18 protein-coding genes are annotated in these 15358 nt (G+C 36.2%); 2 read left to right on the top strand and 16 right to left on the bottom strand.

All coding sequences use genetic code 11. The features are described from left to right. The first annotated feature begins 82 nt into the window (after positions 1-82). Positions 83-280, top strand: a complete 198-nt coding sequence (nrdD, locus tag ACP5SP_RS03600; protein WP_416085199.1) for an anaerobic ribonucleoside-triphosphate reductase — start codon at positions 83-85, stop codon at positions 278-280. Positions 281-289: 9 nt separating this feature from the next. Then, a complete protein-coding gene (locus ACP5SP_RS03595; protein ID WP_424586791.1) occupies positions 290-823 on the top strand; it encodes a DUF4388 domain-containing protein in 534 nt (177 codons plus the stop codon). A gap of 29 nt (positions 824-852) precedes the next feature. Here ACP5SP_RS03595 and ACP5SP_RS03590 read toward each other — a convergent pair whose 3' ends face one another. From ACP5SP_RS03590 to ACP5SP_RS03515, 16 genes are all read right to left on the bottom strand, one after another. After that, entirely contained in the window at positions 853-1581 is a 729-nt protein-coding gene (locus tag ACP5SP_RS03590) for an SIMPL domain-containing protein (protein WP_424586792.1), read from the bottom strand. A gap of 161 nt (positions 1582-1742) precedes the next feature. Beyond that, the gene (locus ACP5SP_RS03585; RefSeq protein WP_424586793.1) at positions 1743-2048 is read right to left on the bottom strand and encodes a DUF4405 domain-containing protein; all 306 of its coding nucleotides are present in this window, start codon (positions 2046-2048) and stop codon (positions 1743-1745) included. Then, positions 2048-2689 carry a DUF2202 domain-containing protein gene (locus tag ACP5SP_RS03580; RefSeq protein ID WP_428076053.1) on the bottom strand — a complete coding sequence of 214 codons (642 nt, stop codon included), beginning with the start codon at positions 2687-2689 and terminating at the stop codon, positions 2048-2050. Before ACP5SP_RS03580 ends, ACP5SP_RS03585 begins: the two co-directional genes overlap by 1 nt. A 223-nt stretch (positions 2690-2912) precedes the next feature. Further along, positions 2913-3761 carry a thiamine pyrophosphate-dependent enzyme gene (locus ACP5SP_RS03575; protein ID WP_424586795.1) on the bottom strand — a complete coding sequence of 283 codons (849 nt, stop codon included), beginning with the start codon at positions 3759-3761 and terminating at the stop codon, positions 2913-2915. Beyond that, the gene (locus ACP5SP_RS03570; RefSeq protein WP_428076058.1) at positions 3758-5413 is read right to left on the bottom strand and encodes a 2-oxoacid:acceptor oxidoreductase subunit alpha; all 1656 of its coding nucleotides are present in this window, start codon (positions 5411-5413) and stop codon (positions 3758-3760) included. The genes ACP5SP_RS03575 and ACP5SP_RS03570 overlap by 4 nt, the downstream gene beginning before the upstream one ends. A 131-nt stretch (positions 5414-5544) precedes the next feature. Further along, positions 5545-6789 carry a beta-ketoacyl-ACP synthase II gene (fabF, locus tag ACP5SP_RS03565; protein ID WP_416085191.1) on the bottom strand — a complete coding sequence of 415 codons (1245 nt, stop codon included), beginning with the start codon at positions 6787-6789 and terminating at the stop codon, positions 5545-5547. A gap of 1 nt (position 6790) precedes the next feature. Then, complete coding sequence (gene acpP, locus ACP5SP_RS03560; protein WP_416085190.1) at positions 6791-7033, bottom strand: acyl carrier protein; 243 nt, start codon at positions 7031-7033, stop codon at positions 6791-6793. 25 nt (positions 7034-7058) lie between these two features. Further along, positions 7059-7805 (bottom strand): 3-oxoacyl-[acyl-carrier-protein] reductase, encoded by a 747-nt coding sequence (fabG, locus tag ACP5SP_RS03555; RefSeq protein WP_416085261.1) that lies wholly within the window; start codon positions 7803-7805, stop codon positions 7059-7061. 1 nt (position 7806) lies between these two features. Continuing rightward, complete coding sequence (gene fabD, locus ACP5SP_RS03550) at positions 7807-8706, bottom strand: ACP S-malonyltransferase (protein WP_428076052.1); 900 nt, start codon at positions 8704-8706, stop codon at positions 7807-7809. A 3-nt stretch (positions 8707-8709) separates the two neighbouring features. Then, the gene (locus tag ACP5SP_RS03545) at positions 8710-9690 is read right to left on the bottom strand and encodes a beta-ketoacyl-ACP synthase III (protein WP_424586798.1); all 981 of its coding nucleotides are present in this window, start codon (positions 9688-9690) and stop codon (positions 8710-8712) included. After that, positions 9687-10145, bottom strand: coding sequence for a 3-hydroxyacyl-ACP dehydratase FabZ (gene fabZ / locus ACP5SP_RS03540; protein WP_416085187.1), 459 nt, complete (start codon positions 10143-10145; stop codon positions 9687-9689). Before fabZ ends, ACP5SP_RS03545 begins: the two co-directional genes overlap by 4 nt. A gap of 144 nt (positions 10146-10289) precedes the next feature. Further along, entirely contained in the window at positions 10290-11582 is a 1293-nt protein-coding gene (locus ACP5SP_RS03535; RefSeq protein ID WP_428076051.1) for a TRAP transporter large permease, read from the bottom strand. Beyond that, positions 11579-12052 carry a TRAP transporter small permease gene (locus tag ACP5SP_RS03530; protein WP_416085185.1) on the bottom strand — a complete coding sequence of 158 codons (474 nt, stop codon included), beginning with the start codon at positions 12050-12052 and terminating at the stop codon, positions 11579-11581. Before ACP5SP_RS03530 ends, ACP5SP_RS03535 begins: the two co-directional genes overlap by 4 nt. Before the next feature lie 47 nt (positions 12053-12099). Continuing rightward, positions 12100-13563: a DctP family TRAP transporter solute-binding subunit gene (locus ACP5SP_RS03525; RefSeq protein WP_428076050.1), complete on the bottom strand. Its 1464-nt coding sequence runs from the start codon at positions 13561-13563 to the stop codon at positions 12100-12102. 15 nt (positions 13564-13578) lie between these two features. Next, positions 13579-14736 carry a dihydrolipoamide acetyltransferase family protein gene (locus ACP5SP_RS03520; RefSeq protein WP_428076049.1) on the bottom strand — a complete coding sequence of 386 codons (1158 nt, stop codon included), beginning with the start codon at positions 14734-14736 and terminating at the stop codon, positions 13579-13581. Then, the coding region (locus ACP5SP_RS03515; protein WP_428076048.1) for an alpha-ketoacid dehydrogenase subunit beta at positions 14736-15358 on the bottom strand (623 nt) is incomplete at its 5' end. The genes ACP5SP_RS03515 and ACP5SP_RS03520, both read right to left, overlap by 1 nt.

Here is a 15358-nt window from a genome sequence, read left to right as displayed (position 1 = left end):
ACTTTTAATAAGAATTTTTTAAATGATTAAAAATTTTTTCTTTTTTACATTTCTGTATATAATTTAAAAGAAGGAGGAAGAGATGGAAGAGAAAGTGTTAAGAGAAGGTGACCTTGTTCTTGAAGATGGCACTATCATTAGAGAAGAGTTAAGGACTCGTTGTGAAATTTGGTCAAGACCTGTTGGTTATTTAAGACCCGTACAGCATTGGAATAACGGAAAAAGGGAAGAATTTAAAGAAAGAAGGCGTTTCAAGATAGAGGACTCAAAAGAGGCATAAAAGAGTCTAATGAAAGGTTCTCTTGAAAGTTTTTCGCTTGAAGAACTCCTGCAGGCTATAAACCAATCGAAAAAATTTGGAAGAATTGATATTCAAGGCGCTCACGGACAGTATGGAATTTATATTAACAAAGACAGCATATACCATGCATTTTCTCCTCACTATGAACGTGGAATAAATGCCCTTTTTGAAGCTTTCATCGAAGCAAAAGGCACATTTGAATTCAAAGAAATGTTAAACTCTAAATATATAACAATCTCAAAACCATTTTTTGACCTAATTACAGAAGGACTAAAAATAAAAGAAGAACTTTCAGACTTAAATAGCAAGATCTTTGATGATACTGAATTTGAGTTATCTCACGAAACAAATCTTGAATCTATTTCAATATCGGGAAGTGACTTAAAGTTTTTAAGTAAGCTCGGGAAAGGAATGCCTGTTGCTTTAATACTTAAAGAGGAAAACATCGATTATATAACGTTTTTAAAGAAATTAAAGACATTTATAGAACTTAACCTCGTAAAAATTAAAAAAGCCGGATAGAAATCCGGCTTTAAAAAACTCCCTAAATTTTAGTCAAACGTAAATACAACCTGCACATTAACATTTACCTTTAATGTTCCGCCTTGGACGGGTACATTAGTTTCAGATTGTCCTGCCATAAATGATTTAAAGATAGGCTGAGGATAATTTATAGATTCAATAGAAATAGACTTAATACCTGTAACTTTGTAGTTTGTGTTCTTTAACGATGCGTCAGCCTTTGCACGTGCATTTTGCATAGCATTCTCGATTGCTTTAAGTTTAAGATCCTCTTTGTTTGAGACATCAAAAGAAATACCACCAATATCGTTAACACCTGCTTTTACAATGGCGCTTAGAATTCTACCTACTTCTTCTATCTTTGTTTCAACAAGAAAGTTTTCAGATGCTCTATAGCCTTCAAGAGTTGATTTGCCTGTTTGTGGATTGTATGAATAAATAGGAGAGAGATTTAGATTTGTTGTTTTAATTTTCTCCTTTGCAATACCTTGCTTCAAAAGGATATCCATAATTCCATTTGCCTTTATTGCAAGTCCATCCATTGCTTTTGCTGGATCTGGATCTTCAAAGAAGACTCCAAAATTAAGGTAAGAAACATCTGGCACAACTTCAACATAACCTTCCCCTGTCACAGAAATTGTGTGGTTCATAGGATCAGAATCAGCAGTTGCAACACCCTTCGGAAGGGTTCTTCCACCAATAAAAACAACTGTCAAAATCGCAATTACTACAAATAATACTAATAATTTTTTATTCATTTCCTTCACCTCCACTAATTAGATACAGGCAATTTCAAAAAAGTTCCATAAAGTTAAAAAATTTTTCTTTTTTAAAGAGCATTATTAGAAAAAACCTATTTATAAAAACAGGGCTCGATTTATAGAATCGAGCCCATTAAAAATCTTTTAGTTTCTTATATTTAAGTTTTTGTCCTTATTAAACAAATTATCTCATTTTTGTAAATTTTAAAGTTTAGTAAAAGATGTATAACAACAAGAGCTCCAAAAACCATTCCAGGAACATTATGCATAGCCTCAAGACTTTCTTTTGAAAAGCCTAAAAAAGTCCAATTGGTTATTCTTGCAATTCTACCTGAAGGTGCAAAGTAAAGACCAATCCCAGAAAAAGTGACAGGTATAAAAAGAAGGAGAATAAGAGTCGAAAGTATTGCTTTAATTTTTACTATAAGAAGGTTTATATTAAGAATTCTCCTTCTTGTTTCCATTAGTGACCTCCAGATTTACCGAAATTTCCTTTACCTTTAGAACTCCCATTTGAAGTTCCAACTATTGCGTTATACTCTTCAACCGAAAGAAGAACAGGGGCATATTTAACACCATTTGAGGACAGTTGACTAACAAAAGCCCTAAGATGATTTTTTGAGCCATTCATAAGATTTGTATAAACAGTTTTTATGTCGTTTTTGTCTGTATTATTAATATAAGATTTAAGGTCAATAATATCGGTTTCTTCTATAAGAGCACCAACCTTAAGTGCATCAACAATAGATTTAGAACCTTGTGTGGTTAAATCATTATACAACTGCTGAAGATGAGGGTCTGTAAAAACTCCCTGTTTATAAAGAGTTGATGGTGCAACAAGTCCATACTTTTCAATAAGTCCTAAAACTTCGTTCATGTGAGTTTGCTCAGAACTTTGAATATTCTTGAATATTGTTAAACCCCATAAGTCATATAGATATGAGTATACATCGTGAGCAAGTTTCTCCTCTTCAACCATGTATAGAATTCCATCCTTTTCTATATTGGTAAGGTCAGTAGTTGTTTGTGTTGTCGTTGTATGCGAAACCGAAACCTCAGTTGAATTGATTGGTAGGTTATTATTTACATAGCCTTCGCTATTCAAATTTGCACTGCTACAACCTCATAATAGCCAATATTATTGATCCAATTTCTAAAAATGTTTTCTTCATTTTAAACTCCTAAAGGTAATATTTTTTATTAATTCTATTTTATATTTTAGTTACAATTATGAAGGAATTATGAAAAAAAATTATTGTGCTGTGTAGAAATTTAAATTAGGGCACAAATCTTTTGTGCCCTAAAAGTTTTTCAATAAAACGATTTTATTATATATTAAGGAATTCTCTAATCTTTTGAAGCCGTTTTTCCTTTGTTAAACTTTCCTTAAAGAGATTTTTTCCCTCTAAAAGAAGTTCATGATGAACTGGCTTATCTTCCTTGTAAAATATACCAAGAGGAATTTTATCTTGAACATTTGAGATCTCAATTGCCTCTTCTTTTGTAGTTGCAATCTTATCTACAAAGAATGTATTTTTATTGTAAAGTTCATAGGTATCATTGAATGATACGCATGGTTGAAGCACATCAACAAAAGAAAATCCCTTGTGAAGTATTGCTTCAACAAAAATATTCGTCAATTCCTTTATTTTTGCAGAATATCCTCTTGCAACAAATGTAGCGCCAGCATCAAGTACCAATTTTATGGGATTGAGAGGTTCTTCCACCGAGCCAAAAGGTGTTGAAGGTCCTTTGAAACCTTTTGGTGAAACAGGGGTAAATTGCCCCGTTGTAAGCCCATATACACCGTTATTATGCATTATTATTGTAATATCAGCGTTCCTTTTTGCTGCAAAAAGGACATGTTCAAGCCCCTCACCCATTGCATCGCCATCTCCAACAAAGGCTACAACATATAAGTCAGGATTTCCTAATTTCATTCCTTGCGCTGTAGCAACGGCCCGTCCATGAAGGGAGTAAAATCCACTTAAATTCAAATAATCAAAGATTTTTCCATGGCAACCAATACCTGCAGTAATTAAAACATGGGATTTCTTAACGCCTCTATTCTCTAATTCCTTTATTGCACCTTTAAATGCAGTAAATATTCCAAAATTACCACAACCAGGACACCATGTATTTTCTTCATATGTTGTAAGCTCATCTCTTACGCTCATGATAACGCCTCCTTTATTGCTTTTGCAAGGCTTTCAACTTCAAAAGGCCTACCGTCATATTTCCTAATGTGGCTATTAACTTCAATGCCTGTTTTCTCCTTAAGAAGTTTTTCGAAGGATCCCATAACGCTTTGTTCTATAACACATGATTTTACACCACTAAATTGTTTAAATTCCCAAGAAGGAAATGGCTCAAGGTAAATTGGTTGAACAACTCTTGCTTCAATTTTTCCAAATTTGAGCGCTTCAAGAACAGACATAGTTGTTGAACCATATGTATAGATAATGGGTGCATTATCACCCAAATGTGAATTATAAATATTAACGGTTTTCAGGTTTTTAAATTTCTCGATGATTGAGTTATACTTCCTAAATCTTTTATCGTGCATCTTTGTTATCATCTCTGGATCCTCTGTTGAAAGTCCGTATTCATCATGCTCATAACTTGAAAACTTAATTACACTTTGGGAGGGTGGAAAAAGTAATGGCGATACTCCAGAATCTGTTAGTTTATATCTAAGATATTCACCATCTGTATGCTTAAAATAATCCGCAAAACTCGCTTTATCGAGGTCAATTTCAAATGTTTTTCTACTCTCTGAAAGATGTTTTTCTGTTAAAAGAATGGAAACGGTTTGAAATTCCCATGCAAGAGACAAAAGTTCGGATGCAAGATAGAATGCCTCCTCATGTGTTCCTGGTGATGCAACAATTTTCGGAAATTCACCATGCCCCTGGTTCAAAGCAAAATAAAGGTCACCTTGTTCTGTATAAGTTGGCACTCCCGTTGAAGGACCCGGTCTTGATGACAAAACAGCCAAAATTGGAGTTTCTGTCATGCCTGCTAAAGATAAAGCTTCCTCCATAAGAGCAAAACCTCCACCAGAAGAAGCAACCATTGTTTTGAGACCAACAGAAGCAGCACCTATTGCCATATTTATAACCGCAATCTCATTTTCAGGATGCATTACCCCAATCCCGAAATCCCTTGTATGTGCCGCAAGGAAATGCAAAATTGTTGAAGCAGGAGTCATAGGATAGGCAAAGAACATATCAAGGCCACCTGCATATGCACCAAGAGGGATTGCTTCATTGCCAGATACAACAGGCATTCTCTTATTTCCTTTATCTAATTGAATACGTTCTCCTTTGAAGTGCGAAACAAAATAATCATAAACTTCGTTTGCAAAACTAATATTATTTTCTACATCTCTAAAATTTTCCTTTATGAGATTTGCAAGTTCATCTTTTGAAAGACCTAATACACCGAAAAGAACTGATAATGCAGAGATACCTAACCTTAATTCTGGGTTTGGATACTTCCTTCCAAAAGTTGTAAGAGGAATGCCAATATGATTTTGTTCGGCTTCTTTCACAAGATCTGAATTATACACAACAACACCATTTTTGATTGCCTCATCCTTGTGCTTATTATAACTTCTCTCATCTAACGCAACAATTACATCCTTTTTCTCATAGTGGCTAAAAATAGGTTCTGTTGATGTAGAAACAACGCAAAAATTGTGCCCACCTTTAATTAGACTCTGATAGTCTTCCATTTCAAAGGCATATCTTCCCATGTTTGAAAAGAAAGAACTTAAAACCGCACCAATCTTTTTCACCCCGTTACCTGCTGATCCACCAACGAGGATTGTAAAAATATCTTTTTAGATGAATCCAAAATAACCACCTCCTTGCTTAATTATAACACATTTAAAATAATTTTAGGGAGGCTTAACCTCCCTAATCCTCCTATTGAAAAATTGGTCAGCAGCGAAGTGTTTTATCCTTCAAATTTCTTAAAGACAAGTACTACGTTGTGCCCACCAAATCCAAAAGAATTCTTTAAAGCAACCTTAATGTTTGCTTCTCTTGGTTTATTGGGAACATAATCTAAGTCACATTCTGGGTCAGGTACCTCATAGTTAATGGTTGGGAAAATAACCCCCTTTTGGATTGAAAGAACCGTTGCAACAGATTCAAGGGCTGCCGAAGCTCCCAACAAATGCCCTGTTTGTGATTTTGTAGAGCTTACAGGGATTTTATACGCAAGATCTTGGAAAACCTGCTTAATCGCAAAGGTTTCGTTCTTATCGTTAAGAGGTGTAGAAGTACCATGCGCATTTATATAATTTACATCTTCCTTATTTACCCCTGCCTTTTTCATAGCAAGTTCCATTGCCCTAATAACTTCCTTTGCCGAAGGATCTGGTGCTGTTACATGATATGCATCATTTGTAGTACCATAACCTGCAAGCTCTGCGTAGATTTTAGCACCACGTTTTTTAGCATGGCTCAAAGATTCCAGGATGAGAATTCCTGCACCCTCTCCCATTACAAAACCATCTCGTTCTTTATCAAATGGACGAGAAGCATGTTCTGGGTCATCATTTCTTTTTGAAAGTGCACGCATCGATGCAAATGCAGCAACAGCAGTTGGAGTAAATGGAGCTTCAGCACCACCTGTCACAACAATATCAAGATCCCCTCTTTCTATTGCAAGCATTGCTTGTCCTATTGTTTTTGCAGAGGAGGCACATGCTGCAACCGAAGCATTTGTCTCACCTTTGAAGCCATATTTAAGAGCAACATATGCTGGTATTGCATCAATAATCATCTGAGTTATAAGGAAGGGGCTTACACGAGATGGTCCCTTTTCTTTATTTACAAGAATCTGCTGCTCAAGGGAGATAATGCCGCCAACCCCAGAAGTTATATAAACACCAACTCTTTCGGGGTCAATAGCATTTGTATCTATACCTGCATCTTCAATTGCCTCTTTTGCTGCAGCAAATGCAAAGTGCTGAACTCTGTCAAGGCGAGGAACTTCTTTCTTATCAAGGTAGTTTTCGGGATTGAAGTCCTTTATCTCGCCACCTATTTGAACAGAGATCTGAGATGCATCAAAGGAAGAAATCTTTGAAACACCAGACTTTTGAGAAAGCAATCCTTCCAAAAATGCATTAATTCCAATTCCAATGGAAGATACCACTCCTAAACCTGTAATAACAACCCTTTCTTTTTCCATACTACCCTAAGTGCTCCTTAATGTATGAAATTGTTGCACCAATAGTTGTTATTTTATTAATGTCTTCGTCTGGGATCTTTACGCCAAATTCATCTTCAAGAGCCATTGCAATGTCAACAAGTGCAAGGGAATCTGCACCAAGATCCTTTACATATTCGGCAGAATCAACAATTTTGTCATCTTCCACGCCTAACTTCTCTTTTACAACCTTTAAAACTTTTTCTCTAATTTCTCTTTCTTCCATTTCTAACCTCCTTAAAATTTAAATTTTATGTTAATGACAAACCACCATCAACAATTATAACACTTCCTGTAATATAACTTGCAAGAGGAGAAGCAAGGAAAACAACAACATTTGCAATATCTTCAGGCTTACCTGCTCTCTTCAAAACAATCTTATTTAAATAGGTTTCTTTTACATTTTGAGGTAATCTTTCTGTCATTTCAGTTTCAATATAACCAGGTGCAACAAGATTCGAAGTAATTCCTCTTGAACCGTATTCAAGCGCAACTGCCTTCGTAAAACCAATAAGCCCTGCTTTAGAGGATACATAGTTTGCCTGTCCAACATTTCCTGTAATTCCAACGATTGAACCAATATTTACAATTCGCCCAGAATTATTCTTAATCATGTATTTAAGTGCGTGCTTTGTCATAAGAAATGCACCCTTAAGATTTGTGTCTAAAACTGCATCCCAATCATCAACACTCATCCTTAGAAGAAGTGTATCACGAGTTATGCCAGCATTATTTACAAGAACGTCAATTCTTCCAAACTTATCTATGATTTGTCTGATTGCATTTTCAGAAGAAGCCTCATCAACAACATTGCATTGGAAAATCTCTGCAACTCCACCAAAGGATTCAATTTCGCTTTTTGTTTTTAATGCATCGTCAACTCTTGAAGTATAAATAATTGAAACACTACTTCCCGCCTTTGCAAGAGCAATTGAAATTGCACGCCCTATCCCTCTTCCACCACCTGTTACAACTGAAACTGTATTCTTGAGATTTATCTCAAGCATTAAAAACCTCCTCGGAAAGTTTCACAGTTGTGCCCTTAATAATTCTCTCAATGAGACCTTTTAAAACATTTTTAGGTCCAACTTCGTAGTAATCTTTTACTCCCATTGAATCCATCTTTAAAACCGAATCAACCCAGTTTACTGAGCCTGTTAATTGCTTCTTTAAGTTTTCTTTTATTCGGCTCACATCTCTTTCAGGTTCTGCTGTAACATTTTGAATTATTGGAATTGAAGGTGTCTTAAATTCTGCTTCATCAATTGCTTTTGACATATGAGGAACAACTGGCTCCATTAAAGGTGAGTGGAATGCAGCAGAAACTTCAAGCGGCTTTACAAGACGTGCACCAAGCTCTTTTGCAATTTTTTGTGCCTCGGCAATTGCTTCAACTGATCCAGAAAGGACAACTTGGTCAAAGGCATTATAGTTTGCGTTAACAATTACACCAACTTTAGAAGCTTCATCAAGAACTTTTTGTATTTTTTCCTTATCAAGGCCAATCACTGCAAGCATTTTTCCAGGTGCATCGTAAGATGCACTTTTCATAAGTAACCCACGAGTTCTCACAAGTTTAAGCCCCGTTTCAAAAGAAAAAACTTCCGCTGAAAATAGAGCCGAATACTCACCAAGGCTATGCCCAGAAACGACCTGTGGTTTTATTCCTTTTTCCTTAAGAAGCAGATCATAAATTGCAGATACCGTATAAAGAGCAGGTTGAGTAATGTCAGTTGAGGTCAATAGTTCTTGGGGTCCTTTTTCGCAAATTTCCAAAAGATCAAAACCTAAAATCTCTGATGCTTTGCTAAATAATTCCTTTTTGATTGAGCTTTCAGGGATTTTTGCACTCATCCCCACATACTGCGAACCTTGTCCCGGAAAAACAAATGCAATCATACCTCACCACCTCATTAAGATTGCCCCTGATGTCATACCTGCACCAAACGACACCATGAGCACCAAGTTACCTCTCTTAAGTTTACCTTCTTTTCTTATTGTGTCAAGTGATACAGGAATAGATGCAGCAGATGAGTTTCCAAATTTATCAATCGTAACCACAACTTTTTCCATTGGAATACCAAGTTTTTCTGCACCTGCCTGAATTATTCTCAAGTTTGCCTGATGGGGAATAAACCAGTCTATATCTTCCAATTTTGTACCAGTTTTATCAAGCAATTTTTTGGAGATCCTCGAGATTTCTCTTACCGAAAATTTAAACACCTCGCCTCCGTTCATTTTCGTAAAATAACTTCTTTCCTTGAGAACTTCTTCTGAGAACGGTTTTCTTGAACCACCAGCAGGCAAGGTAAGGTGCTCTGCAATTGAGCCATCGGCATACAACTCAAAATCTATTATGCCTCTATCATCCTCAACTTCACCAAGGACAACAGCACCTGCTCCATCACCAAAAAGGACATAGGTAGTCCTATCGGTTGGGTCCATCATACGCGTAATTACTTCAGCACCAATTACAAGAACATGTTTGTATGCTCCACTCTTTACAAACTGCGCACCAACAACTGTTGCATATACAAACCCAGGGCAACCAGCTTGAAGATCAAATGCAGCGCACTTACCTGCTGCACCAATCTTGTCCTGAACAAGACAAGCAGTTGCAGGATAAAGCATATCTGGTGAATTTGTTCCAACTATGATTAGGTCAATATCCTGAGGTTTTAAATTTGCATCTTCAAGTGCTCTTTTTGCAGCAACAGTTGCAAGGTCTGATGTTGCCTCATTTTCGTTTGCAAAACGTCTTTCAACGATACCAGTGCGAGTTCTAATCCACTCATCAGATGTGTCAAGAAATTTTTCAAGGTCGTGATTTGTTATAACTTTCTCTGGAATATAACTTCCAAGCCCAAGTATCCCTACCTTCAAAATGCACCTCCTAATGAATTTTTATTTGTAAAGAATGCCTTGATAATGCCCTTTGCAACAAGTTTGTCGCTCACGAATAATTCGACCTTGCTTCTTGCAATATTATGCCTAAAATCAAGCATTTCACATCTTGCAATGACAGTGTCGTTTTCCTTAACTTTATTAATAAATCTAAAATCATCAATTCCTACAAGATATCCAAAAAGATCTTTGTATTCCTCTTTAAGAAGAATCATAAAGGCAGAAACCTGCGCAGAAAATTCAACCAAAATAACACCAGGAACAATTGGAAAACCAGGAAAGTGTCCTTCAAAAAAGAAATCTTTTTGCGTAAATGTCCTTTTTCCAATCGCTTTCTCTCCAGGCTCAACTTCCAAAATTTCATCCACAAAGAGAAACGGTTCCCTATGCGGTAAAATCTCCTTTATCTTATCTAATCCTAAATTTCTAATCATATTTCACCTTCCACTAAACTTTTTGCTATTTTACACAAAAATTCCAAAATTTCCAAATAATTCAAACAAGAAGTTTAACTCTATACGAAATAAAAATTGCCCCGAAGTCAACCTTCGAGGCATAAAAACCCAAATTCGAAATACTTATGGAGTATAGAGTTTAGAAGCAATAGGGATTAAAAGAGAAAGTTTCGGTACAAATGTAATTAAAAGCAAACCTATTATTGCAAAAGCAACAAATGGCCAAATTTCTTTTGAGGTTTCGTCAAGAGGTTTCTTAATAAGATTTGACACTACATAAAGATTAACTGCAACAGGTGGTGTAATCTGACCAATGGCAAGAGCAACAGTTGCTACTACACCAAAAAAGAGCGGATCAATTTTAAATGCCTGAAGAACAGGCAAGAAAATTGGCATAATAACATAAAGAATTGAAATAGCATCCAAGAAAAACCCGGCAATAAATAGAACCAAATCCACTAATAAAAGAAAAGCAATCGGGCTTTTTGCAACACTAATGACAAAATTTCCTGCCGCATCAATAATACCAAGTGTAGCTTCGGTTACTGAAAAAATTCCAGCAAATGTTACAACAAACATAACAACAGCTGAGGTAACTGCTGTTCCTATTAGAGAGTCGATTATCTCTTTTCTACCGAGGCTCTTATAAACAAAAAGCCCCACAAACAAACTATAAAAAACTGAAATAACAGCCGACTCAGTTGGTGTTGCAATTCCTGCATAAATTGAACCAAGAATAATAACTGGAGCAAGAATTGCCCATATAGCTTCTTTAAAGGCATTCCATATCTCTTTTAGGCTTCCTCTTTCTCTAATTCCACGATAGTTTCTTTTTCTGGAAATAATGTATGTTATTATCATAAAAAATCCCATCATAACAAGTCCAGGGAGAATTCCACCCAAAAAGAGAGCGCCAATCGAGACTCCTGTTATATTTCCATATACGATGAAGGCAATGCTTGGTGGGATAATAATTGCAAGTCCGCTTGATGCTGCAACAACTGATGCAGCAAATGTATCAAGATATCCCTGCTCAATCATTGAAGGAATAAAAATTAACCCAATGGCTGCAGCTGTTGCAGGTCCTGACCCAGAGATAGATCCCCAGAAAGCAGCAGTAGCAACCGCAGCAATCGCAAGTCCACCACGAGCTCTTCCAACAAGAATTATAATAAAATCAGATATCTTTTTAGCAAGACCCCCTTTTGCAAGTAACTCACCTTCAAGAACAAAGAAGGGTATAGCAATAAGAGGAAACTTAGCAATACCTGCAATAAAATTTTTGGCGATCATAGTTACACCAAGGTCGTACCTTAGGATTCCAAAAACACCAGCAACTCCAATTGCAGTACCTATTGGCGCACCTATAACGATAAGAAGTATAAATAAACCAAATAAGATTAATGCTGGACTCATTTTGCGCCTCCGACAATCGCACTTATATTTTTAACCGTGAAAACAATTATGCTTTTAAATACAAAGATCGAAAATATAGGGGTGCCGATTGTGTATATCCAAACAGGAATGTTGAGTGCCTCAGAACGAGAATGATAAAGCGTTAAATCTCTTATCACATCCTTTATTGCATAATAATCTACGGTTGCAAATAGCCATATTGCAAGAAGAGATGAAATAATAACAGCAATTAACTTAAGTGTTTTTGGAAATTTATCAAACACAAGATTCATTCCAAGGTGCGAACCTTTCTCAAAAGCCATTGCAATACCAAGAACGGTTATCCAAACAAACATATTTATTTCAATTTCTTCTGTTGCAGCAAATGATATGTGGAATATAAATCTACTTAGAACGTTTATGAATGCCAAGATAGCCATTATGCTTATTATTATGACGACAAGTACCTCTTCTATCTTTAGCTCTTTCACCTTACCTCCTTAAATTTAAAAAGGGAGGGATTACACCTCCCTTGTGTTTATTTACCCATATCCTTTAAAGCAGCGTTATAAATATCCTCTCCAATTATTGGAATCCACTTATCGTAAATAGATTTGGTTGCGTTAATGAATTGCTGTCTTTCCTCTGGTGTTAAATCAATAATCTGCATGCCCTTACTTCTTACATAACCTACCATATCAAGTATATTAGGGGTGTCACCAAATTTGTTCTTCAATATATTTATAGAAATAAACCCATCAAGACCACGCCTTACCATAGCCTTTTCCCATTCTGCAGCTTCAAGAGCAGAATCTTTAATTGCTTTCTGTATATAAGGAGGGAATTTATCCCAGGTTTGTTTGCTTACGCCAAGAATAAGAGGATCAATTACATAATTCCAGTTTGTAAGATATTTGTGATACTGCCAAATTTGAACGGGAATCAAAACACCATATGGGTTCTCTTGACCATCAACTGCACCTTGTTGGAATGCCGTAACTGCATCGCCCCAGTTCATAGAAACAGCATCTGCACCAAGTGTTTTAAAGATATCAACAAATATAGGAGAGCCAACTACCCTAAATTTGAGTCCTCTCATATCCTCTGGTGTCTTTATTGGTCGTTTGCTATTAGTAAGCTGCCTAAAACCATTTTCTCCCCAGGCAAGATGAACAACCCCAAGTTTTTCCATTTGATCAATAATCATTTTACCTGCAGTACCATTTTCTATTTTATCCACATTCTCATATGTATTTATAAAGAATGGCAATGAGAAAAGGTTGAGAGATTGCACCACACCAGAAGCATTAATTGTTGAATCCATTACAAAATCAATGCTTCCCTCAGATACTGCTTGGAACCAGTTAGTTTGTTTTCCCTGAAGTAAAGAACTTCCAAAATAAGGCTTGATATTTATAAGACCATTTGTCCTCTCTTTTACAAGATCAGCCCATTTTTGAGCGCCCTTTCCCCAATCAAAAGCAGGACCAACATTTACCTGCATCGTATACTCCGCTTTTGGCTTAAAAGTAATTTTTGGCGGTGTTGTTGAGGCAGTAATAGTTACAGTTCTTGTATTTGCATCCCAACCGACCTTTGCTCCAAGCGTCTCAGTTACAAATCTTACAGGAACAAGTGTCCTCCCAGAAACAATCTTTGGGGGAACGTCAAGCATGTTAATAACATTATTCACTACGGCTTTATTAGAACCAATGGTAAGTTTAAGGTTTATATCCCCAAACACATAGCTCACTTCTTTCTTTGTTCCATCCCAACCAATATTTGCACCAATAGATTCTCCAATAAATCTAAATGGGACAAGCGTCCTTCCATTCTCAATGATTGGAGGAGAATCAAGAGTTACAACTTTTGAATCAACATAAGCCTTAGGATTACCAATAGTCATTTTGATTACAACTTGAGATGCAGCAATCGCAGGGCTAAAACGTACAAAGCCAAACATAAATGCTACAACTAAAAAGATTGCTACTACTTTCTTCATACTTTACCTCCTCTTTTAAATTTTATTTAATTTTTGTAAATTACTCTCTTGCTCAATATACTCGGCAAGTTTCCCTAAAAATCTTGCAGCGTCTGCACCATCCACAATTCTGTGATCATAAGACAAACTAAAGTATGCAAATTCTCTTACAACTATCTGGTTTTCGATGATAACAGGTTCTTTTAAAACTCTTCCAATACCGAGAATTGCAACCTCTTTACCATTTAAAACAGGTGTAAAAAAGTCTGTTCTCATCATTCCAAGATTGGTTATAGTAAAAGTAGAACCTGTTAAATCATCTACTTTCAACGCATCTTCCTTGACTCTGTTCTTGAGATTATCAAGTTCATTGGCTATGTCCCTTAGTGATTTATTACCCACATCTTTAATTACAGGTACTACAAGTCCTTTATCAGTATCGAATGCAACACCAATATTTACTGCGTCAAAAATCTCCAACTCAACCCCATCAAAATGGGAATTAAACTTCGGAAATTCCTTCAAAACCTCTGATACTATCTTTACAAAAAATACAGTAAGTGTTATACCAGGAAAATTTTCCTTTAGTCTTAATAGATTTGTTAAATCAATTTTCGTAATGTTTGTTACAAGAACTGATTCTTTATAAGACTTAACAAGGTTGTCTATAATCCTCTTCCTAACAGGATCAATAGGTAATTTTTTGGAAGTTGGTTTTATTTCTTTCATGCTTTCAATAAAAGCAAGCACATCACTTTCAACAATTCTTCCAGAAGGACCGGTTCCTTTAATTTGTGTAAGGTCTATATTATGTTCTCTTGCAAGCCTTTTTGCCGCAGGAGAGGCTAATATTAAGTCTTCCTTGACTTCCTTTTGTATATGATGAGTTTCTTCACCTATAACCTCTTCTTTTGATCCAGATTTTGTCTCTTGTATAATTTCTGGTTGGATAGTTTCCTTCTCTTCGCCAAGTATAGCAATAACATCTCCAACTTTTGCGCTTTCGCCCTCTTTAACCTTTATGACCTTTAGAAATCCCTCAAATGGAGATTCGAGTGTATTAATGATTTTCTCTGATTCAACTTCTACAAGAGGCTCGCCCTTTTTGACATAATCACCAACTTGTTTGTACCATTTTGTTATTGTACCCTCTTCCATTGAGAGCCCAAACTTGGGCATTCTTATCTCAAACATCAAAGCACACTCCTTATTGCTTCAATTACGCTATTTTTATCAGGAATCACAAAGTCTTGTAAAGGAGGTGAAAAAGGAATATGAACGTTTTTTGCACCAACTCTTCTAATGGGGGCATCGAGATAATCAAAAAGTTCCTCTTGGATTGTTGCAGCAATTTCAGCGCCCCACCCTGCTCTTCGCCATGTTTCATGAGCTATAACAACCTTATGAGTCTTCTTGACGGATTTAAAGACTGTTTCCTTATCCCAGGGCACAAGTGTCCTTAAATCAATAACTTCAACACTTATCCCCTCCTTTTCCAGTTCCTCCGAAGCAGCAAGCGACTCATGAACCATTCTTGAAGTCGCAATAACAGTTACATCTTTTCCTTCCTTTTTAACGTCAGCAACACCGAATGGAATATAGTATTCTTCCTCAGGAACAGGTCCTTTCATTTTATAAAGCATCTTGTGTTCAAAGCAGATAACGGGATCATCTGCTCTGAGCGCAGTTTTAAAAAGACCTTTCATATCATAAGGAGTTGAAGGTATTATAACCTTTATTCCAGGAATATGCATAAAAATTGTCTCTATTGATTCAGAATGCTGTGCTGCTGCAGATTTTGAAATTCCATCGGGAC

It is taken from the genome of Caldisericum sp., assembly GCF_049967455.1.
Lineage (GTDB): Bacteria > Caldisericota > Caldisericia > Caldisericales > Caldisericaceae > Caldisericum > Caldisericum exile_A.
Note: the sequence above shows the minus strand (reverse complement) of the source record. Positions and strands in the feature narration are given on the sequence as shown.

Excerpts from the sequence above, each read along its gene's own strand:
- nrdD (WP_416085199.1), top strand. The coding sequence starts at position 83 with ATGGAAGAGAAAGTGTTAAGAGAAGGTGACCTTGTTCTTGAAGATGGC.
- ACP5SP_RS03595 (WP_424586791.1), top strand. The coding sequence starts at position 290 with ATGAAAGGTTCTCTTGAAAGTTTTTCGCTTGAAGAACTCCTGCAGGCT.
- ACP5SP_RS03590 (WP_424586792.1), bottom strand. The coding sequence starts at position 1,581 with ATGAATAAAAAATTATTAGTATTATTTGTAGTAATTGCGATTTTGACA.
- ACP5SP_RS03585 (WP_424586793.1), bottom strand. The coding sequence starts at position 2,048 with ATGGAAACAAGAAGGAGAATTCTTAATATAAACCTTCTTATAGTAAAA.
- ACP5SP_RS03575 (WP_424586795.1), bottom strand. The coding sequence starts at position 3,761 with ATGAGCGTAAGAGATGAGCTTACAACATATGAAGAAAATACATGGTGT.
- fabF (WP_416085191.1), bottom strand. The coding sequence starts at position 6,789 with ATGGAAAAAGAAAGGGTTGTTATTACAGGTTTAGGAGTGGTATCTTCC.
- acpP (WP_416085190.1), bottom strand. The coding sequence starts at position 7,033 with ATGGAAGAAAGAGAAATTAGAGAAAAAGTTTTAAAGGTTGTAAAAGAG.
- fabD (WP_428076052.1), bottom strand. The coding sequence starts at position 8,706 with ATGATTGCATTTGTTTTTCCGGGACAAGGTTCGCAGTATGTGGGGATG.
- fabZ (WP_416085187.1), bottom strand. The coding sequence starts at position 10,145 with ATGATTAGAAATTTAGGATTAGATAAGATAAAGGAGATTTTACCGCAT.
- ACP5SP_RS03535 (WP_428076051.1), bottom strand. The coding sequence starts at position 11,582 with ATGAGTCCAGCATTAATCTTATTTGGTTTATTTATACTTCTTATCGTT.
- ACP5SP_RS03525 (WP_428076050.1), bottom strand. The coding sequence starts at position 13,563 with ATGAAGAAAGTAGTAGCAATCTTTTTAGTTGTAGCATTTATGTTTGGC.
- ACP5SP_RS03520 (WP_428076049.1), bottom strand. The coding sequence starts at position 14,736 with ATGTTTGAGATAAGAATGCCCAAGTTTGGGCTCTCAATGGAAGAGGGT.